The organism is Ferrovibrio sp. GW821-FHT12D07, assembly GCF_058807275.1.
Genome location: NZ_JBXAQN010000001.1, coordinates 1,460,282 through 1,485,581 on the forward strand (window position 1 = coordinate 1,460,282; position 25,300 = coordinate 1,485,581).

Below are 25,300 nucleotides of genomic sequence, written 5' to 3' on the forward strand. Positions count from 1 at the left end.
GCCGCTTATTCGAAGGGCAGGCCGACGTAATTCTCGGCCAGGCTGGTCATCGCGGCACGCGAGGTGACCAGATAATCCAGTTCGGCGAGCTGCACCTGGTTCTCGAAGTCGCTGCGCTCGTCGAAGCGATGCAGCAGCGACGTCATCCACCATGAGAAGCGCTGAGCCTTCCAGACCCGACGCAGGCAGATGTCGGAATAGCTGTCCAGCAGCGCGCTGCCCTTCTTGCCATAATGCGCTTCCAGTGCACGTGACAGGTAGCGCACATCGGCCACAGCCAAATTCATGCCCTTCGCCCCGGTCGGCGGCACGATATGGGCACTGTCGCCAGCCAGGAACAGCTTGCCATACCGCATCGGTCCGGCAACGAAGCTGCGCATCGGCGTCACACCCTTCTGGATGATCGGGCCTTCCTGCAGGTTCAGCTTGTCTTCGCCATCCAGGCGCTTGTGCAACTCTTCCCAGATGCGGTCATCGGGCCAGTTGGCGATGTCTTCCTCGGGGTGGCACTGCAGATACAGCCGCGTGATCTCGGGCGAGCGCATGCTGAACAGCGCGAAGCCGCGTTCGTGCTGGTTGTAGATCAGTTCTTCCTGCACCGGTTTCGATCGCGCCAGGATGCCCAGCCAGCCGAAGGGATAGACGCGTTCGTAAATCCTCAGCACATCGGCCGGAATGGCAGGACGGCAGATGCCGTGGAAACCGTCGCAGCCGGCGATGAAGTCGCAGTCCAGTGTCTTGGCCGTGCCGTCCTTGTCGGTCCAGGTGATGCGCGGGCTGTCGCCGGTGATGTCGTGTACAGCCACATCGGCGGCCTCGAAGACGATCTGGCCGCCGTCTTTCAGGCGCTGCGCGATAATGTCTTTCACCACTTCATGCTGGCCATAGACCATGACGGCTTTGCCGGTCAGGTCGACGAAATCGATATGGTGGTTGCGGCCACGGAAGCGCAGCGTGGTGCCGTGATGCAGCAGGCCTTCCTTGTTCATGCGCGCGCCGAGACCGGTATCGTTCAGCACATCGACAGTGCCCTGTTCCAGCACGCCGGCGCGGATGCGGCCTTCCACATAGGGGCGATCACGGGCTTCCAGGATCACGGACTCGATTCCGGCCAGATGCAGCAGGTGCGACAGCAGAAGACCGGCCGGGCCGGCGCCGATAATCCCGACTTGGGTACGCATGCGAATCTCTCTCCCGGATAACGGTCAGGAAGATGGCCCGGCGCCCGCGCAAGGGAAATGGACGCAGATGCGCTTATCTTGTACTTTTCCGCGGCGGGTCGGCGAGGGATCCTTCGCCGGGCAGAACAGGGATATGGGGCGGGTTTCAGTGTAAATGGCTGAAAAAATTCCGAGATTCTTCCTCTATGGCGAGGCTGATAAAGAGGCCGGGTTGCATTTCCTGCATGTGGAAACCATTGCAGCCCGCAGTCTCTTGCACGATTGGCACATCGCACCGCATCGCCATTCCAACCTGTTCCAGCTTCTGCTGGCCACCGGCGGGGGCGGGCAGCTGCGGGCCGACAGTCTTGTGCTGGATTTCGCGGCGCCCACGCTGGTAACCGTGCCGCCGGGTGTGGTGCATGGCTATCGCTTTCAACCCGGCACCGAGGGCTGGGTGGTCACGCTCTCAGACAGTTTTGCCCGCGATATCCTGGGCCCGCGCGGTAGCGCCGATCTGGCGCCGGTGATGACCGGGCCGGTGCTGCTGCCGCTGGAGGTGGAGACACCCGAGACAGCGCGGCTGCGTGATCACTTCGCGGCTATCGCCGAAGAATTCCGCTGGAACGCGCTGGGCCAGATGGAAGCCATCGCCGCCCATGTGCGTCTGATCTTCATCACCATGGCGCGGCAGCGCCAGGCCGACCGTCAGCAGGCGCTGGCCCAGGACGCGGATGCGGCGCTGTTCGCCCGTTTTCGGATACTGGTCGAAACCTATTATCGCGAGCATCGTCCGGTCAGCGCCTATGCCGCCGATCTTGCCGTAACGGAAAAGCGCCTGACGGCCGCTTGCCGTCGCGTTGCGGCTCAGGCGCCGCTGGATGTCATTCACGCGCGTTTGATGATCGAGGCGAAGCGGAACCTGCTCTACACCTCAATGACGGTGGCCGAAGCGGGCTATGCGCTGGGCTTCCGCGATCCGGCCTATTTTACGCGTTTTTTCACGCGCCGGGCCGGCGTCGCACCCCGGCGATTCAAGGCCGGTGGCACGGCATCGCAGGCAACTGCCGATTGACGCTGCGGCAACCGTGCCTTGCCTCTGCGGCACGGTTTGCAGGCCCTATTTCCTGCTGTACTCTGCGACAAAGACGAGCTTTGGGAGGCAATCACATGGACCTGAATTTCACCGCTGAAGAACTGGCGTTCCGCGACGAGGTCCGCGCCTTCATCAAGAAGCATTACGATGCCGAGATGCAGGCGGCGATGGCACGCACGCGCACTGGTTATATCGCCAAGCATCTGCATATCCGCTGGCAGAAGGCATTGAACGAGAAGGGCTGGCTCGCACCGAACTGGCCGGTCGAGCATGGCGGCCCCGGCTGGACGCCGACCCAGCGCTATATCTACGAGCAGGAGATGAGCACGGCCGGTGCACCAATCACCGTGCCTTTCGGCCCGCGCATGCTGGCCCCGGTGATCATGAAGTTCGGCACGGATGCGCAAAAGAAGAAGTATCTGCCCGACATTATCGCCAGCAACACCTGGTGGTGCCAGGGTTACTCCGAGCCGGGCGCAGGTTCCGATCTCGCGGGCCTGCAGATGAAGGCCGAGGACAAGGGCGATCACTTTCTCTGCAACGGCAGCAAGATCTGGACCTCTGAGGCCCAGCATGCCGACATGATCTTCTGTCTGGTGCGCACCGCGCAGACCAAGAAGCCGCAGGAAGGCATCTCCTTCCTGTTGATCGATATGAAGTCGCCTGGCGTCACCATCACGCCGATTGTGACCATCGATGAATCCTCGCCCGGCATGCAGGAGGTCAACCAGGTCTTCTTTGACGACGTGAAGGTGCCGAAGGAGAATCTGGTTGGTGAACTGAACCAGGGCTGGACCTGCGCCAAGTACCTGCTGGAATTCGAGCGTGGCAATGCCTATTCGGGCCATCTGAAGCGGCACCTGTCGCATCTGCGTAAGATCGCCAAGACCGAGCAGAAGTTCGGCCAGCCGCTGGCTGCCGATCCCGACTTCGCCGCCAAGCTGGCCGATGCGGACATGGGCATCATGGCCATGGAAATGCTGGAGCTGCGCGTGCTGGGTGGCACCAAGAGTGGCCAGAATCTCGGTGCAGCCTCGTCGATGCTGAAGACACGCGGCACCGAACTGCAGCAGCTGGTCAGCGATCTGTCGGCCGAGGCGATCGGGTATTACGCCGCGCCCTATACGCCGCTGGTCGAAGGCTCGAACGAGCCGATCATCGGGCCGGATTATGCCGATGGTGTTGCCGCGCGTTACCTGAATATGCGCAAGGTCACGATCTACGCCGGCTCGAACGAGATTCAGCGCAACATCATGTCGAAGCTGATCCTCGGCCTCTGAGCTTTACGGGAATAAGGGCGGCCAGCGCCGGGTTTCCGGTGCGGCCGCCTCATAGCGCAGCCCGATCTCCAGCAACATCGCATCGCTGCCGAAGCCGCCGATCAGCTGGAAACCGATGGGCAGGCCGGCCGCATCCGGTTGTCCCGGCAGGCCGATGCCCGGCAGACCCGCCAGGTTGACCCAGCCCGTATAGATCGCATGTCCGCGTGGTCCGGCTTCCAGGCCGGCGATACGATCGGGATAGACCGTACTCTTCGGCCAGGGTTGTGCTGCTGCCGAGGGTGTCAGGATCGCATCGTAATCCGCAAAGAAGCCAGCCATCTGGCGACGCAGTTCCGTGCCAGCATTCAGCGCAGTGAGATAGGCGCTGCCGCTGATGCCTTTGCCGGTTTCATACATCGGCAACAGGCTCGGCGTGATCCGCTCCGGGCCGCCCATGCGATCCACAGCCATGGCCAGTCCTGCCGGCATCAGCGTTGCCATTGTCGCAGTCACAGCGTCGATGTCGAAAGGCAGGATGCCGACGGAAATCTGGCAGCCAATTTCACGCAGGCGATCCGAGGCCTGGTCGACACTGCGCAGGATGGCGGGTTCGACCGGATGGTCGCCGAAACGCGGGATATACAGAATGCGCGGATGAGCTGGTGCCACCCCCGGCGTCATACCTGCATAGGCCAGTGAATGACGGTCGCGTGGATCGGGTTCGGACAGCAGCGACAGCGTGACGGCGACGTCACTGACGGTATGGCCGAACAGACCGACCACTTCCATGTCGTAGTAGCTTTCCGGGAATCCGCCATTGCGCGGGATGCGGCCAGTACCGGGCTTGAAGCCGACAAGACCAGTATGGCCGGCCGGTCGCCGCGTTGAACCGCCGCCATCGGTGCCCAGCGCAATAGGGCCGAGACCGGCAGCGACCGCCGATACCGCGCCGCCGCTGGAGCCACCAGGTGTCAGATCGGGATTCCAGGGATTGCCAGCAGGTCCGAACAGCAGGTTGTCGGTGTAACCCTGCACAGTGAATTCCGGCAGGTTGGTCTTGCCCAGCAGCACCGCGCCGGCAGCGCGCAATCGCGCGACCGGCAATTCGTCTTCGGCCGGCATATTGTTTTCCAGCAGGCGGCTGCCCCATGTGGCCGGCATGCCGCCGACCAGCAGGCTGTCTTTCACCGAAGCAGGGACGCCATCGAGCGCGCTTAAAACTTTGCCATCCCGATAGCGTGCGGCGCTGGCCTGGGCGGCTTGCATCGCGCCATCGGCATCCACATGCACGAAGGCGTTTAACTGCGGATTGATCGCCGCGATGCGGTCAAGCAATGCCGCCGTGACATCCACCGGCGAGAGCTGGCCGGCCTCGTAGGCGTCATGGAGATCGGCGGCACTGAGCTGCCAGACGGGTGTATGTATCGACATCGGCTTTCTCAATTGCGGGTTGGAGGCAAAGGGGGCGGCGCCGTTCGCTCTCAGTCAAGTTCACCTAGATTCTCCTTGCATCTTTTATCGGTTCCGCCAAAGTCCAAAACAAGTGTTGGATAGGTGTACTCGCGTGCGAATAGCGAACTGCACCTCATAAAAATAAACGGAGGAAACCATGAATCGCAGACATCTCCTTGCGGCCGTAGCCGTGACCGCCATCGGGCTCACTGTTTCGGCTGGTGCTTACGCGCAGCAGACGGTGAAGATCGGCCTGATCCTGCCAATGACAGGGCCTTTCGCCTCCACTGGCCGCCAGATCGAGGGCATGGCCAAGCTGTACATGCAGCAGCATGGCAACACGGTTGCCGGCAAGAAAATCGAGCTGATCGTCAAGGACGACACCGGCACCGCTGATGTCACCAAGCGCATTGCCCAGGAGCTGGTGGTCAGCGAGAAGGTGAATGTGCTGGCCGGCTTCGGTCTCACTCCGCTGGCGTTGGCCACTGCACCGATCTCGACCCAGGCCAAGGTGCCCACCATCGTGATGGCCGCGGCCACCTCGATCATCACCGAGCAGTCGCCCTACATCGTGCGCACCGGTTTCACCCTGCCGCAAGTCGCCGCGCCGATGGCAGACTGGGCACCGAAGAACGGCATCAAGAAGGTTGTGACGCTGGTGTCGGATTATGGCCCGGGCCATGACGCCGAGAAGGCGTTCAAGGAAACCTTCATCAAGAATGGCGGCGAAGTGCTGGCCGAGCTGCGCGTACCGCTGCAGAACCCGGAATTCGCGCCCTTCCTCCAGCGCGCCAAGGATGCCAAGCCGGATGCGCTGTTCGTCTTCGTGCCCTCGGGTGCGGGGTCTGCGGTGATGAAGCAGTTTGCTGAACGCGACTTCGCCAAGGACGGCATCAAGCTGATCGCCACCGGCGACGTGCTGGATGACGACATCCTGAACGGCATGGGCGATACGGCGCTGGGCGTAGTCTCCACCCATCATTATTCGGCGGCGCATAACTCGCCCGAGAACAAGAAGCTGGTCGAGGACTTCAAGAAGGCGACCGGCATGCGCGCCAATTTTCACGGCCTCGGCGGCTGGGACGGCATGCACCTGATCTACGAAGCCCTGAAGAAGACCAATGGCGATGCCGACGGCACCAAGCTGCTGGACGCCATGAAGGGCATGAAGTGGACCAGCCCGCGCGGCCCGGTCTCCATCGATCCGGAAACCCGCGACATCATCCAGAATGTCTATGTCCGCAAGGTCGAGAAGGTGAATGGCGAACTCTATAACGTTGAATTCGCTACCATCGAAGTGGTCAAGGATCCGGTCAAGGCCGCCAAAAAGTAACGCGGCTATCGTGTAATATGGCGGCCGGCGGCTCATCACCGCCGGCCGTTTCACGAAAGAGAGTTCTGTGCTGACTATCCTGTTCGACGGCTTCGCCTATGGCATGGTGCTGTTTGTCCTGGCCTGCGGCCTGTCGGTCACGCTCGGCCTGATGAATTTCATCAATCTCGCCCATGGCGCCTTTGCCATGGCTGGCGGCTATCTCACCGTCGTACTGATGAACCGCTACGGCGTGTCCTTCTTCCTCTGCATTCCGGCCGGTTTCCTGTTTTCGGCGGCGCTCGGCGCCCTGCTCGAGCGTACGCTGTATGTCCGGCTCTATACCAAGAGCCATCTCGACCAGGTGCTGTTCTCCATCGGCCTGGTGTTCATGGCGATTTCGGCTGTCGATTTCTTCATGGGCGCACAGCAGCAGCTGATCAGCCTGCCGCCGATGCTGCGTGGCCGCATCGAAGTGTTGGGTATCAGCGTCGGCGTCTACCGGTTGTTCGTCATCGGCATCTGCCTGGTCTTGGCCGTGGCGCTGCAGTTGACCTTGAGCAAGACCCGTTTCGGTAGTCAGTTGCGCGCCGCCGTGGACGATGCTCGCGTCGCGCAGGGACTGGGCATCAATGTCAGCCTGATCTTCACGCTCACATTTGCTTTCGGGTCGGGGCTTGCCGGCCTGGGCGGGGTGCTGGGCGCTGAAATCCTCGGTATGGATCCCGGCTTCCCGGTCAAGTTCATGATCTATTTCCTGGTGGTGATCAGCGTCGGCGGCACCACGACGCTGACCGGACCGTTCCTCGCTTCGGTCCTGCTCGGCATTGCCGATGTGGCGGGAAAGTATTACGTGCCCACGGTCGGCAGCTTCATCATCTACACGATCATGGTGCTGGTGCTCATCGTGCGGCCCCAGGGCCTGTTCGGCCGCGCCCATGTCCGCTGAGCCCCGCCCGATGTCCGCCCTGCTGTCCTACTTCCGGCCCGATACCTCGACGGCCAGCGGCTCGCTGCTGGCGCCGGCGCGCTGGCGTCCGCTGGAGATTGCTTTCTGGCTGTTCGCTCTGGCCCTGCTGTGGCTGGCGCCCACGAAAGTCCTGCTGCTCAACGAAATTGCCATCCTGGCGCTGTTCGCCGTTTCGCTCGACCTCATCCTCGGCTATGCCGGCATCGTCTCGCTCGGCCATGCCGCCTTCTTTGGCCTTGGCGCATACACGGCTGGCTTGCTGGCCAAGCATGGCTTCCAGGACCCACTCGGCGGCCTGCTGATCTCCGGCCTTGTTGCCGGTCTGCTCGGCTTCGTCACCAGCTTCCTGGTGTTGCGCGGCAGCGATCTGACCCGTCTGATGGTGACGCTCGGCGTAGCGCTGATCCTGCGCGAACTGGCCAACAAATACGGCACCATCACCGGTGGCGCCGATGGCCTCACCGGCGTCGTGATGGGGCCGGTGCTGGGCCTGTTTGAATTCGACATCTTCGGCAAGGTCGCCTACGGCTACAGCCTTGCCGTGCTGTTCGTGCTGTTCTATGTCGCGCGCCGGCTGGTCAATGCACCCTTCGGCCTGTTGTTGCGGGCCATCAAGGGCAACACGCTGCGCACCGGCGCCATGGGCGTACCGGCCAACCGGCGGCTGGTGACCATCTACACCATTGCCGCCGTCTATGCCGGCATCGCCGGCGCACTGTTGGCGCAGACCACGCAGTTCGTCTCGCTCGACGTACTGGACTTCCACCGCTCGGCCGACGTGCTGCTAGTTCTGGTGCTGGGCGGCAGCGGCAGCCTGTGGGGCGCCATCATCGGCGCTGTCGCCTTCAAGATCATGTATGACTGGCTCGCCGCCATCACGCCGCAATACTGGCAGTTCTGGATCGGCCTGGTGCTGGTCGCCGTCGTGCTGTTCGGCCGTGGCGGCATTACCGGTTTTGCCCGGATGGTGCGCGACTGGCTGATGCATCACCTCGGGAAAGGTGGCGCGCAATGAGCGTCGTTCTCGAGACCCAAGCCTTGCGCAAGGCCTTCGGCGGGCTCATCGCAACCAATGACGTAACGTTCAAACTGCCAGCCGGCGCGCGCCATGCGCTGATCGGGCCGAACGGTGCGGGCAAGACCACCTTCGTCAACCTGCTGACCGGTGTGCTGCAGCCGACTGCGGGCCGCATCCTGCTGCAGGGGCAGGACATCACGGACCTGCCGGCGCATAAGCGGGTCAAACTGGGGCTGGCGCGCACTTTCCAGATCAACCAGCTGTTCGCCGATCTCACGCCATTGCAGACCATCGTGCTAGCGATTGCCGAGCGCGAGGATGCGGCCACCGGCTGGTGGCGTCCGGTCGGCCTGCGCCGCGATCTGGTCGATGAAGCCGAGGCCCTGCTGTTGCAGCTGGGTCTGGCCGATGTGCGTGACCGCCGTACGGCCGAGATCGCCTATGGCAAGCAGCGCCTGTTGGAAATCGCCGTGGCGCTGGCCGGTAAACCCGCCGTACTGCTGCTGGACGAACCGGCGGCCGGTGTGCCGGAAACCGAGCGGCACCAGATCCTGGATGTGATCGCGGCGCTGCCCGAAAGCGTGACCCTGGTGCTGATCGAGCATGACATGCAGCTGGTCTTCCGCTTTGCGAAAACCATCTCGGTGCTGGTCAATGGCGGGTTGTTCGTGGAAGGTCCGGCTGCCGAGATCGCCCGCGATCCGCGCGTGAAGAAAGTCTACCTCGGCGAGGAGCTGGTCGATGTCTGAACTGCTCACCGTAGAGAACCTGCGCGCCGGTTATGGCGAGGCCATCGTGCTGGATGGCGTCAGTTTCGACCTGCCGACCGGACAGTCGCTGGCGCTGCTGGGGCGCAACGGCGCGGGCAAGACCACGCTGATCAACACGCTGGTGGGCGCCACCCGGTATCGCGGCGGCAGAATCGGTCTGGCCGGACAGGATATCACCGGTCTGCGGTCTGACCGCCGCGCGGCGGCCGGCATCGGCTGGGTGCCGCAGGAGCGCAATCTCTTCCGCTCGCTCACAGTGGAGGAAAACCTCACCGCCGTGGCGCGCCCTGGCCCCTGGGGCATGGACCGGGTCTTCGAGATGTTTCCGCGCCTGGCCGAGCGCCACCGCAACATGGGCAACCAGCTCTCGGGCGGCGAACAGCAGATGCTGGCTGTCGGACGCGCCCTGATGCTGAACCCGAAGCTGATCCTGCTGGACGAGCCCCTGGAAGGCCTGGCCCCGATCATTGTGGAGGAACTGCTGGCCGCGCTGGTCCGCATCACCCGCGACGAGGGTCAGTCCGCCATCATTGTCGAACAGAATGCCAAAAAACTGTTGGCCATCACTGACCGGGTCGTGGTGCTGGAGCGTGGCCGTATCGTGCATGCGGCCGATAGCGCCAGCCTGCGCGCCGACCCGTCGAAACTGGATGGCTGGCTAGCCGTTTCCAATAACACCCATTAATATTGTCCGTATAAAAGTTGAGGGAGAGACCGATGCAACGCCAGAAGCCGCCGTTCCGCGCCGACCATGTCGGCAGTCTGCTGCGCCCGCAGGAGCTGAAAGAGGCCCGCGCCCAGCGTAAGGATGGCAAGATCAGCGCCGAGCAACTGAAGGCTGTCGAGGACAAGGCCATCGAGGCCGTGATCAAGAAGCAGCAGGATGTCGGCCTGCAGAGCATCACCGATGGCGAATTCCGCCGCAGCTGGTGGCACTTTGATTTTCTCGGCGGCCTGGATGGTGTGGAGTATTACACCCATGCCGAACAGGGCATTCAGTTCTCCGGCGTGCAGACCCGCGCCGAGGGGGTGAAGGTCACTGGCAAAATCGGCTATTCCGGCCATCCGATGGTAGATCACTTCAAATTCCTCAAGGCGCATGCCAAGGCGACGCCGAAGATGACCATTCCGTCGCCCAGCGTGCTGCATTTCCGCAGCGGTCGGAATGCCATCCCGGAGGATGTCTATCCGGACCTGAACGATTTCTTCCGCGACCTGGGGCAAGCCTACAAGAAGGCCGTGCAGGATTTTGCGGCCGCCGGCTGCCGCTACCTGCAGCTTGACGAGACCAATCTGGCCTATCTCTGCGATCCGGAGCAGATCGAGCTGTCGCGCCAGCGTGGTGACGATCCGGCCACGCTACCGATGAAATATGCCGAGATGATCAACACGGCGATTGCCGACCGCCCGTCGGACATGCAGATCACCATGCATCTGTGCCGCGGCAATTTCCGCTCCACCTTCATCTCCAAGGGTGGTTACGAGCCGGTGGCCGAAGTGCTGCTCGACAAGATCAAGGTCGATGGCTACTTCATGGAATATGACAACGAGCGCTCGGGCGGTTTTGAGCCGCTGCGCTACCTGCCCAAGGGCAACAAGCAGGTCATCCTTGGCCTGGTCACCTCCAAGACCGGCCAGCTCGAGACCAAGGACAACATCAGGAAGCGTCTGGAGCAGGCGACCAAATACGCCGATCTCAACCAGCTCTGTCTCAGTCCGCAATGCGGTTTCGCCAGCACGGAAGAGGGCAATGTGCTGGCCGAGGATGAGCAGTGGGCCAAGCTGCGGATGATCGTCGAACTGGCCGACGAGATCTGGGGCAAATAACCCCGCTTCCATGGCGCGAATCAGGCGGCCCCGCATTAACCTGCGGGGCCGCTGGCGTTTTTGTGACGGTGTCGGGGATGTAAAACTGGCGTAAACTGGCCGCCGCAACCGGAGCCGCGCCATGATTCGCCACAGCCTTCTCACCATTGTCATCTTTCTGGGCCTCGGCACGGCCGCGCAAGCGCAGTCAGCCCAGATTCCGCTGATCGATGCCCATGTGCATTACAGCCATGATGCCTGGACCGTGGTGCCCACCGATGAGGCCATTGCCATCCTGAAGCGCGCCGGCCTGCGCAAGGTGCTGGTCTCCAGTTCCAGCGACGAGGGCACCCAGCGGCTTTACAAGGCGGCACCTGACCTGATCGTGCCTGAACTGCGGCCCTATCGCAGCCGTGGCGAGATCGGCACCTGGTTCCGCGACGATACGATTATCACCCATATGGAAAGCCGCCTGGCACAGTATCGTTATGTCGGGATCGGCGAATTCCATCTTTACGGCGCCGATGCCGACCTGCCGGTTCCGCGCCGCATGGTGCAACTGGCCAAGCAGCACAAGCTGTTCCTGCATGCCCATAGCGATGTCGATGCTATCGAGCGTCTGTTCAAGCAGGACCCCGATGCTCTGGTCCTCTGGGCCCATTCCGGCTTCGACCGGCCCGATACGGTGCGCGACCTGCTGAAGCGCTATCCCAATCTCTGGGCCGACCTGGCCTTCCGCAACGATCATGCTGCCAGTGGCAAGGTGGATGCCGGCTGGCGCGCCGTCTTCGAGGCTTTCCCCGACCGCTTCATGGTCGGCACCGATACCTTCACGCCCGAGCGTTGGCACTACATCGAGGAGCATGCCAAGTGGTCGCGCGCCTGGCTTGCCGATCTGCCGCTGCCGCTAGCCGAGAAGATCGCCTATCGCAATGCCGAGGCGTTGTTCGCCCGCACCGGATTCCGGCAGGAACGATGAACATGCGGCAGGTCGCTCCGGCATCCATTCTGGCCGCGATCCTGCTGACGGCGGCGACTGCGCCTGCATTGGCCTGCGCCGACATCCCGGTCAGCGCCCGCATCGTCGAGGGGCCGCATTTCAAGCTGATCGTGCAGTCCGATCCGGTGCCGATTCCGCTGAATGCGCCATTCGCGCTGGATATCATGATCTGCGATGGCCGCATGGCCGAACTGCCGCGCCTGACTCAGGTCGACGCCCAGATGCCGGCGCATCGCCATGGCATGAACTATCAGGCGAAAATCGCCAAGCGGGACTGGGGCGTCTATCGCGCCGAAGGTCTGCTGCTGCACATGCCGGGTGAATGGGAGTTCAGCTTTGAATTCGCCGGTGCGGATCGCTCGGAACGGCTGACCTTCCGCTACAACGCACAATGATCCGGCTGCTGGTCGCTGTTTTCCTGCTGCTGGTCTGCGGTACGGCGATGGCGTCGGATGCGCCATCCTTCGATGCCGCACAGATGCGCCGCATCCAGAGCCATGGTCCATGGCCGCCTGCGGCCCAGCCCGATCGCACCAATCGCCTGTCCGGGAATGCCGCGGCCATCCGATTCGGTGCTGTGCTGTTTGCCGAGCCGCGCCTGTCTGCGCGTGGCGATATCGCCTGCCAGACCTGTCATCAGCCCGACAAGGGCTGGGGCGATGGACGGCCACAGAGTCTGGGCCTGCAGCCGCTGGACCGCAACGCGCCCGGCCTGCTGAACGCACGGTTGCAGCGTTGGCATGGCTGGGACGGGGCGAGCGACAGTCTCTGGGCCGCCGCCATCCGTCCCATCCTGGCGCCCGAGGAAATGGGCGGATCGACTGCAGCCACGGCGCGGCTGCTGCGCGAGGACAAACCGCTGGCCTGCCTGGCGCGAACCGTGCAGTCCGATGCGGCCGCGCTGAATGACGAAGCGCTGTTCGTCGTGGCGGCCAAGGCCATGGCGGCATTCCAGGAAACGCTGATCTCGCCGCGCACGCCCTTCGATGCATTTCGCGATGCACTGGCAGCTAACGATACGGCGGCAATGGCGCAGTATCCCGCAGCGGCGCAGCGCGGTCTGGCGCTGTTCACCGGTCGTGGGCAATGCGCCACCTGCCATGTCGGCCCGAATTTCACCAATGGCGAATTCCACGATGCCGGCCTGCCGTTCTTTGTCGGTAGCGGCCAGAACGGTTCAGGGGCGCGGCGTGTCGATCCCGGCCGCCATCAGGGCATCGCCCGGCTGAAGGACAATCGCTTCAACCTGCTGGGGCCGTATAACGACGATCCGGATGGTCAGGCCGTCGTGCCGGTGCGGCATCTGGCGCAGTTCCATCGCAACTGGGGCGAATTCAAGGTGCCGGGCCTGCGCAGCCTCGCTGTCACCGCGCCCTACATGCATAACGGCAGCAAGGCCGGACTGCGCGATGTGATCGAGCATTATTCCGAGCTGGACGAAGATCGCCTGCATGCCGATGGCGAAGCGATCCTGAAGCCTTTGCGGTTGAGTGCGGGCGAGGCCGGAGACCTGCTGGCTTTCCTGCTGTCGCTCTCGGTCCCCGACGACACGGCAGCGCGTTACGACGTCCTGCAGCGCGAGGCGCGCGCCGTCTGCCCGTAACGGTGGATCAGAGAATCTTCGGTTCTGGTTTTGCCGGCTCGGGGCGGCGCAGCGGCAGGCTGATGGTGGCGACCGTGCCGCGACCCGGTTCGGATTGCAGCTCCAGATAGCCGCCATGCAGTTCAGCCAGCGATTTCACCAACGGCAGGCCAAGGCCGGTGCCTTGATGCTCGCGCGTCAGCACGCCGCGCACCTGACCGAAGGGCGCCAGCGCTTTCGGGATATCCTGCGGTGCCATGCCGACGCCGGTATCGTGAATGGCGATTTGTAAATACTGGTCTTTCAGCTGTACCGACACCCAGGCCTTGCCGCTTTCGGGCGTGAACTTGATCGAGTTGCTCAACAGGTTCAGCAGCATCTGGCGCACCATGCGCTCGTCGGCATGCAGGGGCGGCAGGCCGTCGGGCATGTCGGCGCTGACCTCGACGCCGGCGCGCTCGGCCTGCAGTCGCATCATCTCCAGGCTGTCGGTCACCACATGCAGGATGTTCAGTGGCTCGATATGTGGTTCCATGCGGCCGGCTTCCACCTTGGCCAGGTCGAGCACGTCGTTGATGAGCTGCAGCAGATGGCCGCCGGATTTGTGGATGTCGTCGACATATTCGCGCTGCTTGGGCGTCATCTCGCCGAAATAGCCGGCCAGCAGGGATTCGGAGAAGCCGATGATGGCATTCAGTGGCGTCCGGAATTCATGGCTCATATTGGCCAGGAAGGCGCTCTTGGCGCGATTGGCCACCTCGGCCATTTCCTTGGCCTGCAGCAGTTCGCGCTCGGTCGCCTCGCGTTCGGCGATATAGCGCGTCAACGCCACCGTACGTTCATCGACGCGGGCCTCCAGCGTATCGGCCAGTTCGCGCAGCTGGTCCTGTACGCGGCGCGGCTCAGTGACGTCGGAATAGCTGGTGACGAAGCCGATGCCGGGGATCGGCGTGCCGATCACTTCGATGACCCGGCCATTGGGACGGGTACGCTGGAAGCGATGCGCGTTCATCTGGCGGGCGCGCTCCACGCGCTGCCGCACAATCTCCTCGATATCGCCACCGCCGTATTCGCCGCGCTCGGCATTGCGGCGCATATAGGCTTCAAAGGACGTCCCCGGCTCGCCCAGTTCGGGCGGCAGATCAAACATCTTCAGGAAGAGGCTGTTGCAGACCAGCAGCCGCAGGTCCATGTCGAACAGCGTGATGCCGTGGCTGATATTGGCCACCACGACATCCAGAAGCTGGTCCCCGGTATAGCCACCGGTCACGCGTGTGGATGTCGCGAGGAACTGCTGGGTCTTCTTGCGGGCGGTGATGTCGGTATGGATGCTGAGCCAGCCGCCATCGGGCAGGGGCGCGCCGCGAATCTCCAGCACGATGCCGTCGGGTCTGACGCGTTCGAAATGATGCGGCTGGAACTGGCCGACCATGGCCATGCGCTCGCGCACCTGCTCATCGACATTGCCGGGGCCATATTCGCCGCGCTCCGCGTTGTAGCGGAACTGGGCCTCCAGCGATGTGCCGGGCACGCCCAGATGATCGGGCAGATCGAGGATTTCGAGATAGCGGCGATTACAGGCGACGACTTTCAGCGCCCGATCGAAGATGCTGATGCCTTGGTCGAGCTGATTCAGACCCTGCAGGAGCAGCACATTCTGGGACACGCCGCCGGGCTCCGTTGTTATCGCTGTCTTAGTCTAGGCGAATTCGTCGCAGGAAACTGCCATGAAAAAAGCCGCCCTGACAGGCGGCTTCGTTCATAACTTTATCGTGCGCGCGGGTCTTTAGACCGAACCTTCACGCTGGGCGCGCTTGCGGGCCAGCTTGCGAGCGCGACGGATCGCCTCGGCCTTTTCACGGGCGCGGCGCTCGGAGGGCTTCTCGTAGTGACCGCGCAGCTTCATCTCGCGGAAAATGCCTTCACGCTGCATCTTCTTCTTCAGCGCCTTGAGGGCCTGATCGACATTGTTGTCGCGAACCAGAACTTGCACGTCGGTCCCATCCTTCGGGTTGGCAATAGAAATGCGGTTGCGGGGCGGGGCCCCGGCAGGTGGCGGGTTCTAACACGGTGCCAGGGCTTTGTGAAGCGGCTTTGTGGGTTGGGAATGGGGATTCAGGGCTTCCAGTAAGTTATTGACCGGAAAAGGTGATCTGGCGGCTTGGCCAGCCCCTCCGGCTGGCTTAGGCTTCGGGCATGGCTATTCTGAAGATCGCGAAGATGGGACATCCGGTTCTGGCGCGCCCCGCCGACTCGGTTCCCGACCCGACTGCCCCGGAAATCCGGCAACTGATCGAAGACATGGTCGATACCATGATCGATGCGCCGGGGCAGGGACTGGCGGCCCCGCAGGTGCATGTGCCGCTGCGGGTAGCCGTATTCCTTACCCCTGACGAGGGCGACGGGAAGCGCGAGCTGGTCACCCTGGTCAATCCGCACTGGGAGCCGCTGGACGAGGAGCAGGATATGGCCTGGGAGGGCTGCCTCTCGGTGCCGGGGCTGCGCGGGCTGGTGCCGCGTTATACCCGTATCCGGTATGAGGGTACCCTGCCCGACGGGCAGACGCTGACCCGGGAGGTTAGCGGCTGGCATGCCCGGGTGGTGCAGCATGAACTGGACCATCTGGACGGCATCCTGTATCCGCAACGCATGACCGATCTGAAGGATCTGGTTTTCGAGAGCGAACTGCGGCACCGGGCCAGTCTGCGACCAGAGGAGCAGGAAGAATGAGCGACACGGATCATCTGCTCGACGACAAGCGCGCCCTGCTGGAGGCGCTGCTGCCCCATGTGCCTTTCGATGGCTGGTCGGCCAAGGCGCTGGCCCAGGCAGCCCAGGACAGCGGCAAGGATTCGGCCCTGGTCGTGCGTGCTTTCCCGGGCGGCGCGACCGATGCGCTGGATTTCTGGGTGGCCGAGACCGATCGCGCCATGCTGCGTGCGCTGGAAAGCCGCGACCTGCCGGCAATGAAGATTCGTGACCGGGTGAAGACGGCGGTGCTGGTGCGGTTGGAGCTGGTGGCGGCTCATCGTGAGGCGGTGCGGCGCGCCCTGACACTGGAAGCCCTGCCGCAGCAGGGACCGAAGGCGCTGGGCCAGCTTTATCGCACGGTGGATGCGATCTGGTATGCCGCCGGCGACACCGCGACCGACTTCAACTTCTATACCAAGCGCATGCTGCTGGGCGGCGTCTATGCCGCCACGCTGCTGTACTGGCTGGATGACAAGTCGGAAGGCTTTGCGGCCACGGCCGCATTCCTCGACCGGCGTCTGGGCGATGTCATGAAGATTCAGCAGGCCAAAAGCAAATTGGGCAAGCTGTTCGACCGCTTGCCCAATCCATTCCGCCATCCGCGGCGGGTATAGCTTTCAGACAGACGCCGGTTCAGACCGACAGGCTGAGATTGCGGCCGGCCGGGCCAATGCTGTTCGGGCCGTTTGCCGCGCCAGAGGCGCTGTAGTTCAGGGCCGAACCGGTGTTGCTCTGCGGGTTCGGTGCGCTGGCTTCATTGCGCTCGCGGGCCGGCGATGGGGCGTTCGAAATATCGCTCTGATCGTCGTTCGCGCCGGGCTTGAGCTGCTGAATGCCCGGATTGACCTGCGGCTGCGCGGTCACGACGACACTGCTGCCGGCGGTGTTTTCGGCGGGCGGCGGCGCAACGCGGCTGCTGCTCTCTTCCTGGGAATTCTGGACGGCGCGGTTATCCGTGCCGCTGCTCAGGGTATTCTGCTGCGGCCGCGGAGCGAATTGCGCCGCAATGGCCGGGGACGAACCTACGCTGTCGATCGCCATGATCGTTCACTCCGCCAGTCCATGCTACGCCTTCTGGCACCGGACCGGGAAGACCGCCGTTCTCGGCGGGTTTGGTTAAAAACGTTAACCTTACTATAGCTCAGCTGGGTCCCCCCGCCAAGGGGAATGGGCGGACATTACCGAGACTTAAGGTTGTGGGGCGCGCCCCTTGGGGTAGAGCCGGTTCACATGGCCCATCTTCCGGCCCGGCCGCGCTTCGGCCTTGCCGTAGAGATGCAGCTTGGTTTCCGGCTCGGCCAGCAGGCGGGGCCAGGCCTCGATCTCGTCGCCGATCAGGTTCTCCATGACGGCGTCGCAGAGCCGCTCGCCCGAGCCCAGGGCCAGGCCGCAGATGGCCCGGATATGCTGCTCGAACTGCGAGGTGGTGGCGGCATCCATGGTCCAGTGTCCGGAATTGTGGACGCGCGGCGCCATCTCGTTGACCAGGATGCGATCGCCGCAGTCGAACAGCTCGACCGCCATGACGCCGACATAGCCCAGGCCCTCGGCCAGGCTGGCGGCGATGCGTTCGGCCTCGGCCGCCAGATCGGGCGTGATGGTCGCCGGCGCATAGGTGCGCCACAGGATGTGGTTGCGATGGATATTCTCCACCGGGCCCCAGGAGACGACCGTGCCGTCGATGCCGCGCGCCAGCACCACAGAGAGTTCGCGCCTGAAGGAGACAAAGCCCTCGGCGATCAGGTGATCCGACTTCAGCGCGGCGAAAGCGGCTTCGGCTTCCTCGGCTTTGGCGATCTTCACCTGGCCCTTGCCGTCATAGCCCATGCGGCAGGTCTTCAGCACCAGCGGCAGGCCGAGCGCTGCAATAGCAGCCTTCAGCTCGGCGACCGAGGTCACCTTGCGCCAGGGCGCGGTGGCAATGCCGCGGCTGTTGCAGAATTCCTTCTCGAAGATGCGGTCCTGCGTGATGCGCAGCGCCTCGGTGCCCGGACGCACCGGCACCAGCTTGGCGATCTTCGCCACCGGATCGAGCGGGATATTCTCGAATTCATAAGTCACGACCGCGCAGGCCCTGGCGAATGCGGCCATCGCGGCATCGTCAGTGTAATCGGCGCGCGTGATTTTCGCCGCGACCTCGGCAGCCGGCGGATCGTTCTCCGGCGCGTAGATATGGCAGTGATAGCCCATGCGCGCGGCGGCCATGGCGAGCATGCGGCCGAGCTGGCCGCCGCCCAGAATGCCGATGACGCTACCAGGCGCGAGTGCGGTCACTTTGTCTTCTTCTTTGTCTCGGCGACCGGCGCCACCTTGATCGCCTTGGTCTGCTTGGCGCGCCAGGCCTGAAGGCGCTTGGATAGCGCGGCATCGTTCAGCGCCAGGATCGCGGCAGCGAGAAGCCCCGCGTTGATCGCACCGGCCTTGCCGACGGCCAGCGCGCCGACCGGAATGCCGCCGGGCATCTGCTGGATCGACAGCAGCGAGTCGAGGCCTTTGAGCGCCTTGCTTTCCACCGGCACGCCCAGCACCGGCAGATGCGTCATGGCGGCCGCCATGCCCGGCAGATGGGCGGCGCCGCCGGCACCAGCGATGATCACCTGGATGCCACGACCGGCTGCCGCATGCGCATAGTCATACAGGCGCTGCGGGGTGCGGTGGGCCGAAACGATGCGATGCTCGGCGGGAACGCCCAGCGCGGCCAGCACCTCGGCGGCATGCTCCATGGTGGCCCAGTCGGATTGGCTGCCCATGATGATGCCGACCAGCGGGCGGTTAGCCTTTCCGGCGGTCGTCTTGCTGGCCTTCCCGGCTGACTTGCGGGTGGCAGGCGAACCCTGGCGCGGCGCCATCGTTTTACTCCTGTCGCGGAAAGCGGCGGATTATAGGGAGCGGGGTTGGACTGTAAAGCGGTCCTTGCCGGGGGCTTTCCGGCGGAAAACAGCCGCGGTGGCAAGCCGCCCCGATCCATGGTTTGTTAACGCTGCCTGCGGCAGTAATAACGCAGGCTGCCGTCCGGATGGGCGGCGGAAAAGGCAGGCATGGCGAAGATCGAGGACAGCCGACCGGTAGGACTGCGCCCCGTCGCGACGACCCAGGTGGGAACGTCGGCTGGCGGCGTGCGTCCCGTGGCGCCGCAGGGCGGCCCGGTCACTGTCAGCGCACGGCCGGTTTCCGAGACCGGCGCCACCGCCACCGTGATGGGCATCCCCGAGGTCGAGCTGACGCCGCGCGTGCGCGATGCGATCATGCGGTTGATGGGCGAGGTCGACCAGCTGCGCACCGAACTCAACCGCACGCGCAGCCGGCTGGCCGAACTGGAGCGCCTGGCCGACCGCGACACCCTGACACCGCTGTACAACCGCCGCGCCTTCGTACGCGAGCTGTCGCGCTCCATGGCGCATGTCGAACGCTATAATCGTCCCTCCTGCCTGATCTACTTCGATCTCAACGGCCTGAAGGAGATCAACGACAAGCACGGCCATTCCGCCGGCGACGCCGCCCTGATCCAGGTCGGCCAGATCCTGATCGACAACACCCGCGAGGTCGACATCATCGCGCGGCTGGGCGGTGACGAATACGGCGTCATCCTGAGCGAGACCGACGCGCAGCAGGGGCGCGAAAAAGCCGACCAGCTGGCGGAGGCGATCCGCCGCCGGCCGCTGCACTGGGAGGGCAAGACCCTGCCGCTGGATGCCGCTTATGGCGTCTATCCGCTGAAGCCCGGCGAAGATCCGGGCGCAGCCTTGGCTGCCGCCGACCAGATGATGTACAGCCACAAACTGGCGCGCCGTACCGCGCGCGCCTGAGGGTTTTTCCACCAAACCACTGATCTGTATGGACCGTGCAGGGCCGATTGCGGCCTGTTGCAGGCCAATGCGAGCCTGTTCGAGGCCAGTTGGAGCCTGTTCGGAGCCAATTGAGCGGCATTCGGTAGCAAACACACCTTGGCGCCTGGGCTGATTTCCGGCCATCCGGGGCTATCCTGCCCGCCATGACGGACAGCCACATGATCACCGGCCTGCGGGCCAAATACGCCGAAATCAGCAGCCTGGTCCTGCGGACGGAAGACTACCTGAAACGGCTCATGGGCGACCTGCGGGCCATAGAGGCGGCGCTACGGGTCGTGGATCCGGAGGCCGATCTGGATCGCGTTACCCTATCGCCGCTGCCGCTGTACCAGAAAGCCGGCCGGGGGCAGCTAGCCCGTGAACTGCTCGGCTACCTCCGGGAGACGCCTGGGGCCAGCACCCGGGAGTTGGCCCTGCGGCTGATGACGGCCCGAGGCATCGACACCGAGGACCGGCGTCTAGTGCGCGCGACGGTTCGGCGGGTGGGCAGTTGCCTGTATGGCTGCCGCAAGCGGGGAGTGATCTAGTCGGGCTTGGGACAGTACGCGATATGGGGAGTGGCGCTTTAGGTTGCGGTTCCGCCCAATGCTTTGACCACCGACCACGCCGCCGCGCACGGCGTGCGCCAAACCCACCTGTTCAGGTATCTAAAACAGGCCAGAATCGACCCCGTTTAGAGGCTCCGAAATGCGCCCCGTGGCCAGCGCGCTGGCCACCTGTGGAAAATATTCCCGAAAACGGGATACCATCAGCCCACGGAATGCCTGCTATGCGCATTTATTTCCGCATACAATTACCCCTAGAAAGCTGGTCGCCTATCTCGGCTGAATCAGCATGTAAAGCGTTATTTTCGTTGCAAAAAAGGTAATACCTTATTGCTTCAAAACCCCATTTTTTCATGGGTTCTTAAGGGTTTAGCCCTGTATGGTCACGAAAATGACTGTTGACGGGGCGCCGGTTACACACCAATTATCCCCATGCGGCAGCGATGCCGTGAAGGGGACGACTAAAAGCAGCCATATTCTGGATGAAGATTCAGGAGGAGGCTGATTGGCCGTGTCCCAATGTCAGGACTATGGAGACTACAATGACAACGCAGACCAAGAGCGAACTGGAGCAGGCCAAGGCCGTCCTCTTCGATGAGGATGGTCTCGCTGCGTCTAATTTCAAGCTGTTCCCAGGCAGCAGCCGGGAAGTAACATCTGAACAAATGGCCGAAGAGATTAACAAATCTCTCGCGCGCATTGCGGGTGGCGACTTCCAGTATATCGACGAGGAAGACTGATCTTTCTATTCAGTCGATAAGAGCTGCGGGGAAGCAGTCTGATGAGTTTCCGGTATCTATATCACCACTGTCAGACGCTTACCCCGAAGATCAGCCGGAAGGTCTTGCGGGCCTGTATTCGCGAAATCGCGCCCGATTCACCGTTCCGTTCCATTGAAAGCGGTTTGGATTTGAACCTGTGCAGGGGTTTTTACCTCTCGGCCAGGAACAACAATCACCCTGTGGTTCAACAGGTCGGTGGTCGCAACGTAATCGTGGTGGGTCGCGATAACAATTACTGCTGGAAGCGGTTCGTCGAGATCAAGGAGATGATGCACATCTTCGACGATCCGATGCAGTCAGTCGGCACTGGCGCCCAATTGGAAGCCATTTTCCAAGCGTTTGAACAGACCACGGCCCCGGTTCGCTCACCGGAGTTGGACTCTGAATATCTCGCTATGTGGATGGCGGCGGCCTTGATGTGCCCAGAATCGAAGCGGGTTGAATTTTTGGCACGCCGTGAACTGCAGGGCGATCATAAGGACCATCTTACGGATCACGGGATTGCGACGGAGCTGCGCATGCCCGAGGTGTGGGTCCAACGCATTCTTTTTTCGCCGCGCTATCGACCGATCATTGAACAGCTTACCGCTGAACCTAAGCAGGCTGCCTAATCTGGTATCGCGTGATACCAGCTACGCGTCGACGCGCAAGCCCCTTCTACAACATCAATCCATACTGTCTGCATGATGCTGCTGAAGCTCATTGCTGGCGCCTGCATTCCCCTGACCAAGATGCTGGCCGGCGAGGCGCTGGCTGATCTAAAGCGGCTTGCCCAGGCTACGGCGCAGATCGGCTGCGGCCTTTTCCGCCGCCTGGATCGGCTTTCGCATATTAAAGACCAGCGGCCCGATCTGATATTTGATCTCGGCGATGAGGCGGTCCGTCGCCTCCGCCAATTCCAACGCCGTCTTTTCCAGCGAATCCATGGATCGCGCCCCCGCTCTCATGATCGGGGAGTTGATAAGCCTCGGTTAGAAGGCCGCGCAGGTCTTTGGGCTTTCGCCTTGGACATACACCTACGCCTCCCCGACCGGATGTCGAGGAGTGCTATTGCGGCGCACAACACCGCTAACCGAGGGGTTATCAAGCCCCGGCGGGCAAAGGTGCCGCGCCGTTCCGGAGGTTATTTCAGTCGCTTGATGATCGCCAGCCTTTTGGGCCGACGAAGTTTGGATGGGCGTATTTACTGGCCTTTTCTGCCCTTAAGCAGCGACTCGAGCGCGCTGCCAGTAGCCCTTCCACTGGCGGCTCACCGGATGGTCCAGCGCAGCCTTGGCGGCAAGCTGGTACAGCGCACCATTGCTGACCCGGCGGTGATCCTCGCGCCATGCCATCTCGACCGCATAGGCCACCAGATACTTGCCGCTGATGCAGTGGTGGGTGCCTATCTCGGCGCGTCGCAGACGGCTGAAATAACTCTCCGCCTGATTGGTGCAGGCGTCTTCGTCGCGGAAGGCGACGCTGTGGTTGATGCGTTTGGTGTCAAACTTCGCATGCAGGCCATCCCAGCACGGAGCCTCGTCGGCATAGACCGTGCTGCCAGCTTCCACGCGTGCCTTGATCATGTCGAGCGCATCGGCTTCGGCCTTGAACACGGCCGGCACCGTGCGGCCATCGCGCTCGCGCATGACCACAACGACACGGCGCTTGCCGCTGCGGTTCTCTGAATACCGGCGATCCAAGCGGTTTTCCTTGCGGTTCTCGGGCTTCACGTAGCCGCCGAAGTAAGCGCCATCGATCTCGACATCGCCTCCAACCGTGCGGTTTTTCACATCAGCCGCCATCGCCTCGCGCAGCTTGTGGGTCAGCACGAAGGCGGTCTTGTACTGCACGTTCAGGTCGCGGCTCATCTGCAGCGCCGACATGCCCTTGGCGCCGTTCACGAAGATGGCAATCGCGGCCAGCAGGTCGCGGATCGGCAGCTTGCGGCTGGCGAAGATCGTGCCCGTGGTGACCGAGAACTGGGCGTCACAGCCCTTGCACTTGAAGATGCGGCGGGCGCGGTAGGCATAGATCGTGACGCAGCCACAGCGCGGGCAAACGGGCGCGCCCTGGTTCTCGGCCCAGCGGATCGCCTTGAAGGTGGCATAGGCCTCCTCGTCCGACAGGCGCATGACCTGAGCCAGGCTCAGGGTGCGGGCGGCTTTCGAGAGAAGGAAGTGCTGGGTCATTGAAAGGTATCCATATTCGATGCTTATGACACCGAATATAGATACGAAATGGGTAATCAGTTGTCAATACCAAGGTAATCGAATATGATACTTAAATATCATATTTGGAGACTTAAAATGCCAGAAGCTGAATGGGCAGAACGGGTTAAGGGGCTGCTGAAGGGCGAACTGAAGCGCCGGAATGTCGGCTATCGGGACCTGGCCGAGAAGCTGACCGCCATGGGAATCCCCGAGACAGAGGCCAACATTAAGAACAAGATCAGCCGAGGCGGGTTCACGGGGGTCTTCTTAATCCAATGTCTGGTCGCAATTGGCTGCACATCGCTGCGGTTGGAGGATGCTTGATTGCATCCTTCTTTCTGCTGTTAGGGCCAGTTCATGCTCAAACGCCAGAACCAAAACGGCCACAACCACAAGCCGTAGGCAGTCAAAAAACCTATCGTCACGAAGGCGCAATAAAGGATTTTCTTTCCGAGTTTCGACGTAGCGTTGATGCTTGGTATGCCCCAATAACCTGCACCTATTGCGATAAATCCGCCGATGAGCGGAAAGAAGATCGCGAGGACGAGGATCTCAAAGCTCAGATTGCGATGGCGGATTATGCGTTTGGCATAATGCTGCTCACGATTGCGCAGTTCGTCATCGGATTCCTTGGTCTCGTTTTTCTGGGTATTACGCTTCATGAAACTAGGAAGACTGCAAAAGCGGCTGTTATCGCGACTGAAATCGCTAATAAAAACCTGATCCTGCAGTTCCGGCCGAAGCTGATTATTCGGCACATAAAAGTCAAAGCGCCCGGCAGTGGGCAGCCATTTAGTGTTGAATTTCAAATTGCGAATATAGGGGCGTCCGACGCTAAGATTGTTGGTAGCCTTGTAATGTTGAAGTGCGAGATCCCATCGGTGAATCCCGTCAAAGTCACTGGTAATCAGATTTGCAAAATTCCGAACATCATCAAACCGGGCCAGATGGTTGGACCAATTGCCGCTAATAGCGGGGCTGAGGTTTGGAACATGCAGGGCTTCAACACTGGAATCCTGACTGGCTACATTCTCTATGAGGATGACATCGGCATTATGCGCCGCACCAGATTTTATAGATTCTATACTGATGGCGTGTGGAGCGTTGTGAAAGATGCCCACCCCGACCAGGAATACGCCGACTAGCCACTTCATGGAGCCTCCTGGGCACTAGGTGCGCTTGCTACCTAATGCCGCAATTGAGTCCCATTCAGGGCCAATTGCGTCCCATTGAGAGCCAGTTCTGTCCCGTTCGATCGGGGTAGAAGCGCACAGAAGATTCACGATGGGCAACAGCGTGTCTCCGATATGGGATCGGCGCGTCGGTAATCCATCGGTGCACGAATGGGAGCGCATAAAAAAACCGGCCCGGAGGGTGGGCTCCGGGCCGGTCGACGCTGCTAGGTATCACTCAGTTTGAAAAGCTTCAGTTTGAAATAGGCTTCAGCTGGAAATATCAGATGCGCCGGCGACGGGCGGGGGCAGGGTGGCGGCGCATCAGATTGAAAGCGGCGAATAACGGCACGCCACTCAGCATGGCGGCGAAATTGGCGGCAATGACCCAGTCGATATGGAACCAGGACACCAGGCCGTCAGCGATAATGAAGAACTGCAGGATAGCCAGGACGAGGAAGAAGGCGGCGCCGGGGATGGTCATGGTCGTCTCCTTGTTTTTCGTGAGGCTTTTCTATCGAGCCTCGACTGTATGGAGAGAAGCTACGGCAAAGCCCGGTTTTCCGCCGCCGACAAGGCTGT

29 protein-coding genes are annotated in these 25,300 nt (G+C 62.3%); 18 read left to right on the plus strand and 11 right to left on the minus strand.

What is annotated here, in order from left to right; genetic code table 11:
• Positions 1-5 precede the first annotated feature (5 nt).
• Positions 6-1,181: a 4-hydroxybenzoate 3-monooxygenase gene (gene pobA / locus AC1RRE_RS07275; RefSeq protein ID WP_492980451.1), complete on the minus strand. Its 1,176-nt coding sequence runs from the start codon at positions 1,179-1,181 to the stop codon at positions 6-8.
• A gap of 154 nt (positions 1,182-1,335) precedes the next feature.
• On the opposite strand from pobA, the gene AC1RRE_RS07280 reads away from it, so the two are divergent.
• The gene (locus AC1RRE_RS07280) at positions 1,336-2,235 is read left to right on the plus strand and encodes a helix-turn-helix domain-containing protein (protein WP_492980452.1); all 900 of its coding nucleotides are present in this window, start codon (positions 1,336-1,338) and stop codon (positions 2,233-2,235) included.
• A gap of 95 nt (positions 2,236-2,330) precedes the next feature.
• A complete protein-coding gene (locus AC1RRE_RS07285) occupies positions 2,331-3,536 on the plus strand; it encodes an acyl-CoA dehydrogenase family protein (RefSeq protein ID WP_492980453.1) in 1,206 nt (401 codons plus the stop codon).
• 3 nt (positions 3,537-3,539) lie between these two features.
• On the opposite strand, the gene AC1RRE_RS07290 is transcribed toward AC1RRE_RS07285, so the two are convergent.
• On the minus strand, positions 3,540-4,949 hold the full coding sequence (locus tag AC1RRE_RS07290) for an amidase (protein ID WP_492980455.1): 1,410 nt from the start codon (positions 4,947-4,949) through the stop codon (positions 3,540-3,542).
• 178 nt (positions 4,950-5,127) lie between these two features.
• Between AC1RRE_RS07290 and AC1RRE_RS07295 the strand changes: the two genes are divergently transcribed.
• The 9 genes from AC1RRE_RS07295 to AC1RRE_RS07335 all read left to right on the plus strand — a co-directional run bounded on the left by AC1RRE_RS07295 (position 5,128) and on the right by AC1RRE_RS07335 (position 13,449).
• Positions 5,128-6,303, plus strand: coding sequence for an ABC transporter substrate-binding protein (locus AC1RRE_RS07295; protein ID WP_492980456.1), 1,176 nt, complete (start codon positions 5,128-5,130; stop codon positions 6,301-6,303).
• Between the two features lie 67 nt (positions 6,304-6,370).
• Positions 6,371-7,231 (plus strand): branched-chain amino acid ABC transporter permease, encoded by an 861-nt coding sequence (locus tag AC1RRE_RS07300; protein ID WP_492980457.1) that lies wholly within the window; start codon positions 6,371-6,373, stop codon positions 7,229-7,231.
• Entirely contained in the window at positions 7,221-8,267 is a 1,047-nt protein-coding gene (locus AC1RRE_RS07305) for a branched-chain amino acid ABC transporter permease (RefSeq protein WP_492980458.1), read from the plus strand. Before AC1RRE_RS07300 ends, AC1RRE_RS07305 begins: the two co-directional genes overlap by 11 nt.
• On the plus strand, positions 8,264-9,019 hold the full coding sequence (locus tag AC1RRE_RS07310) for an ABC transporter ATP-binding protein (RefSeq protein ID WP_492980459.1): 756 nt from the start codon (positions 8,264-8,266) through the stop codon (positions 9,017-9,019). Before AC1RRE_RS07305 ends, AC1RRE_RS07310 begins: the two co-directional genes overlap by 4 nt.
• The gene (locus tag AC1RRE_RS07315; RefSeq protein ID WP_492980460.1) at positions 9,012-9,725 is read left to right on the plus strand and encodes an ABC transporter ATP-binding protein; all 714 of its coding nucleotides are present in this window, start codon (positions 9,012-9,014) and stop codon (positions 9,723-9,725) included. The genes AC1RRE_RS07310 and AC1RRE_RS07315 overlap by 8 nt, the downstream gene beginning before the upstream one ends.
• Positions 9,726-9,757: 32 nt before the next feature.
• Complete coding sequence (locus AC1RRE_RS07320) at positions 9,758-10,867, plus strand: 5-methyltetrahydropteroyltriglutamate--homocysteine S-methyltransferase (RefSeq protein ID WP_492980461.1); 1,110 nt, start codon at positions 9,758-9,760, stop codon at positions 10,865-10,867.
• A 121-nt stretch (positions 10,868-10,988) separates the two neighbouring features.
• Positions 10,989-11,825 carry an amidohydrolase family protein gene (locus tag AC1RRE_RS07325; RefSeq protein ID WP_492980462.1) on the plus strand — a complete coding sequence of 279 codons (837 nt, stop codon included), beginning with the start codon at positions 10,989-10,991 and terminating at the stop codon, positions 11,823-11,825.
• A 2-nt stretch (positions 11,826-11,827) separates the two neighbouring features.
• Positions 11,828-12,241 (plus strand): hypothetical protein, encoded by a 414-nt coding sequence (locus AC1RRE_RS07330; RefSeq protein ID WP_492980463.1) that lies wholly within the window; start codon positions 11,828-11,830, stop codon positions 12,239-12,241.
• Positions 12,238-13,449 (plus strand): cytochrome-c peroxidase, encoded by a 1,212-nt coding sequence (locus AC1RRE_RS07335; protein WP_492980464.1) that lies wholly within the window; start codon positions 12,238-12,240, stop codon positions 13,447-13,449. Before AC1RRE_RS07330 ends, AC1RRE_RS07335 begins: the two co-directional genes overlap by 4 nt.
• A 7-nt stretch (positions 13,450-13,456) precedes the next feature.
• Here AC1RRE_RS07335 and AC1RRE_RS07340 read toward each other — a convergent pair whose 3' ends face one another.
• The gene (locus AC1RRE_RS07340; RefSeq protein WP_492980465.1) at positions 13,457-15,094 is read right to left on the minus strand and encodes a sensor histidine kinase; all 1,638 of its coding nucleotides are present in this window, start codon (positions 15,092-15,094) and stop codon (positions 13,457-13,459) included.
• A 120-nt stretch (positions 15,095-15,214) separates the two neighbouring features.
• Positions 15,215-15,421, minus strand: coding sequence for a 30S ribosomal protein S21 (gene rpsU / locus AC1RRE_RS07345; protein WP_492971429.1), 207 nt, complete (start codon positions 15,419-15,421; stop codon positions 15,215-15,217).
• Between the two features lie 203 nt (positions 15,422-15,624).
• On the opposite strand from rpsU, the gene def reads away from it, so the two are divergent.
• Together def and AC1RRE_RS07355 are read left to right on the plus strand one after the other, a co-directional pair.
• A complete protein-coding gene (def, locus tag AC1RRE_RS07350) occupies positions 15,625-16,158 on the plus strand; it encodes a peptide deformylase (RefSeq protein WP_492980466.1) in 534 nt (177 codons plus the stop codon).
• The gene (locus AC1RRE_RS07355) at positions 16,155-16,793 is read left to right on the plus strand and encodes a COQ9 family protein (RefSeq protein ID WP_492980467.1); all 639 of its coding nucleotides are present in this window, start codon (positions 16,155-16,157) and stop codon (positions 16,791-16,793) included. Before def ends, AC1RRE_RS07355 begins: the two co-directional genes overlap by 4 nt.
• A 19-nt stretch (positions 16,794-16,812) precedes the next feature.
• On the opposite strand, the gene AC1RRE_RS07360 is transcribed toward AC1RRE_RS07355, so the two are convergent.
• The 3 genes from AC1RRE_RS07360 to purE form a co-directional block, all read right to left on the minus strand.
• A complete protein-coding gene (locus AC1RRE_RS07360; protein ID WP_492980468.1) occupies positions 16,813-17,220 on the minus strand; it encodes a hypothetical protein in 408 nt (135 codons plus the stop codon).
• Between the two features lie 147 nt (positions 17,221-17,367).
• Positions 17,368-18,453, minus strand: a complete 1,086-nt coding sequence (locus AC1RRE_RS07365; protein WP_492980469.1) for a 5-(carboxyamino)imidazole ribonucleotide synthase — start codon at positions 18,451-18,453, stop codon at positions 17,368-17,370.
• A complete protein-coding gene (gene purE / locus AC1RRE_RS07370) occupies positions 18,450-18,929 on the minus strand; it encodes a 5-(carboxyamino)imidazole ribonucleotide mutase (protein ID WP_492981336.1) in 480 nt (159 codons plus the stop codon). Before purE ends, AC1RRE_RS07365 begins: the two co-directional genes overlap by 4 nt.
• A gap of 288 nt (positions 18,930-19,217) precedes the next feature.
• Between purE and AC1RRE_RS07375 the strand changes: the two genes are divergently transcribed.
• From AC1RRE_RS07375 to AC1RRE_RS07390, 4 genes are all read left to right on the plus strand, one after another.
• The gene (locus tag AC1RRE_RS07375; protein ID WP_492980470.1) at positions 19,218-19,985 is read left to right on the plus strand and encodes a GGDEF domain-containing protein; all 768 of its coding nucleotides are present in this window, start codon (positions 19,218-19,220) and stop codon (positions 19,983-19,985) included.
• Positions 19,986-20,185: 200 nt separating this feature from the next.
• Positions 20,186-20,554 carry a hypothetical protein gene (locus AC1RRE_RS07380; RefSeq protein ID WP_492980471.1) on the plus strand — a complete coding sequence of 123 codons (369 nt, stop codon included), beginning with the start codon at positions 20,186-20,188 and terminating at the stop codon, positions 20,552-20,554.
• 560 nt (positions 20,555-21,114) lie between these two features.
• On the plus strand, positions 21,115-21,312 hold the full coding sequence (locus AC1RRE_RS07385) for a hypothetical protein (RefSeq protein ID WP_492980472.1): 198 nt from the start codon (positions 21,115-21,117) through the stop codon (positions 21,310-21,312).
• A 41-nt stretch (positions 21,313-21,353) separates the two neighbouring features.
• On the plus strand, positions 21,354-21,965 hold the full coding sequence (locus AC1RRE_RS07390; protein WP_492980473.1) for a hypothetical protein: 612 nt from the start codon (positions 21,354-21,356) through the stop codon (positions 21,963-21,965).
• 147 nt (positions 21,966-22,112) lie between these two features.
• On the opposite strand, the gene AC1RRE_RS07395 is transcribed toward AC1RRE_RS07390, so the two are convergent.
• On the minus strand, positions 22,113-22,280 hold the full coding sequence (locus tag AC1RRE_RS07395) for a hypothetical protein (RefSeq protein WP_492980474.1): 168 nt from the start codon (positions 22,278-22,280) through the stop codon (positions 22,113-22,115).
• 276 nt (positions 22,281-22,556) lie between these two features.
• A complete protein-coding gene (locus AC1RRE_RS07400) occupies positions 22,557-23,525 on the minus strand; it encodes an IS1595 family transposase (protein WP_492980475.1) in 969 nt (322 codons plus the stop codon).
• A 117-nt stretch (positions 23,526-23,642) separates the two neighbouring features.
• On the opposite strand from AC1RRE_RS07400, the gene AC1RRE_RS07405 reads away from it, so the two are divergent.
• On the plus strand, positions 23,643-23,870 hold the full coding sequence (locus tag AC1RRE_RS07405) for a DUF6471 domain-containing protein (protein ID WP_492980476.1): 228 nt from the start codon (positions 23,643-23,645) through the stop codon (positions 23,868-23,870).
• 20 nt (positions 23,871-23,890) lie between these two features.
• Here AC1RRE_RS07405 and AC1RRE_RS07410 read toward each other — a convergent pair whose 3' ends face one another.
• Together AC1RRE_RS07410 and AC1RRE_RS07415 are read right to left on the minus strand one after the other, a co-directional pair.
• The gene (locus AC1RRE_RS07410) at positions 23,891-24,700 is read right to left on the minus strand and encodes a hypothetical protein (protein ID WP_492980477.1); all 810 of its coding nucleotides are present in this window, start codon (positions 24,698-24,700) and stop codon (positions 23,891-23,893) included.
• A 301-nt stretch (positions 24,701-25,001) separates the two neighbouring features.
• Positions 25,002-25,202 carry a hypothetical protein gene (locus tag AC1RRE_RS07415; RefSeq protein ID WP_492980478.1) on the minus strand — a complete coding sequence of 67 codons (201 nt, stop codon included), beginning with the start codon at positions 25,200-25,202 and terminating at the stop codon, positions 25,002-25,004.
• Positions 25,203-25,300: the final 98 nt, after the last annotated feature.